Origin of the sequence: Paracoccus sp. PARArs4 (assembly GCF_947311865.1) — a bacterium.
Taxonomy (GTDB): Bacteria; Pseudomonadota; Alphaproteobacteria; order Rhodobacterales; family Rhodobacteraceae; genus Paracoccus; species Paracoccus zeaxanthinifaciens.
In genome coordinates this window covers 1-1,185 of the sequence record NZ_CAMZMW010000042.1, presented here as the reverse complement: position 1 = coordinate 1,185, position 1,185 = coordinate 1, and the positions used below count along the sequence as shown (strand labels likewise).

Below are 1,185 nucleotides of genomic sequence, written 5' to 3'. Positions count from 1 at the left end.
TCGGGATCAGGCGAGGATCTTCGAGACCACGCCTGCGCCGACGGTGCGGCCGCCTTCGCGGATGGCGAAGCGCAGCTTCTCTTCCATCGCGATCGGGGCGATCAGTTCGACTTCGAACTTCAGGTTGTCGCCCGGCATCACCATCTCGGTGCCCGAGGGCAGCGTCACGGTGCCGGTCACGTCCGTCGTGCGGAAGTAGAACTGCGGACGGTAGTTCGCGAAGAACGGCGTGTGGCGGCCGCCTTCTTCCTTGGTCAGGATGTAGGCCTCGGCCTCGAACTTCGTGTGCGGCTGGACCGAACCCGGCTTCGACAGGACCTGGCCACGCTCGACGCCGTCACGGTCGATACCGCGCAGCAGCGCGCCGATGTTGTCGCCGGCTTCCCCGCGATCCAGCAGCTTGCGGAACATTTCCACGCCCGTGCAGGTGGTCTTCTTGGTGTCGCGGATGCCCACGATCTCCAGTTCGTCACCCACGTTGACGGCGCCACGCTCCACGCGGCCGGTCACGACCGTGCCACGACCCGAGATCGAGAACACGTCTTCGATCGGCATCAGGAACGGCTGGTCCACGGCGCGCTCGGGCGTCGGGATGTAGGAATCGATCGCTTCCATCAGGGCCTTGATCGAGTTCTCGCCGATTTCCGGATCGCGGCCTTCCATGGCAGCAAGGGCCGAGCCCTTGATGATCGGAATGTCGTCGCCCGGGAAGTCGTAGCTGGACAGCAGCTCGCGCACTTCCATCTCGACCAGTTCCAGCAGCTCTTCGTCATCCACCTGGTCGACCTTGTTCAGGTAGACGACCATGTAGGGGATGCCGACCTGGCGGCCCAGCAGGATGTGCTCGCGCGTCTGCGGCATCGGGCCGTCGGCGGCGTTCACGACCAGGATCGCGCCGTCCATCTGCGCCGCACCCGTGATCATGTTCTTCACGTAGTCGGCGTGGCCCGGGCAGTCCACGTGCGCGTAGTGGCGCGTCTCGGACTCGTATTCCACGTGCGCCGTCGAGATCGTAATCCCGCGGGCCTTCTCTTCCGGCGCGCCGTCGATCTGGTCGTAGGCGCGGAAGTCGCCGAAGTACTTCGTGATCGCAGCCGTCAGCGTCGTCTTGCCGTGGTCAACGTGACCGATGGTCCCGATGTTGACGTGCGGTTTCGTCCGTTCAAACTTTGCCTTTGCCATGTG

Annotated in this window: 1 protein-coding gene; it reads right to left on the bottom strand. The window is 64.5% G+C overall.

Annotated elements, in window-relative coordinates; genetic code table 11:
* Positions 1–6: 6 nt before the first annotated feature.
* The gene (gene tuf / locus QMZ16_RS16260) at positions 7–1,182 is read right to left on the bottom strand and encodes an elongation factor Tu (protein ID WP_282604028.1); all 1,176 of its coding nucleotides are present in this window, start codon (positions 1,180–1,182) and stop codon (positions 7–9) included.
* Positions 1,183–1,185 lie beyond the last annotated feature (3 nt).

Coding starts and splice junctions, on each gene's coding strand:
- tuf (WP_282604028.1), bottom strand. CDS start 1,182: ATGGCAAAGGCAAAGTTTGAACGGACGAAACCGCACGTCAACATCGGG.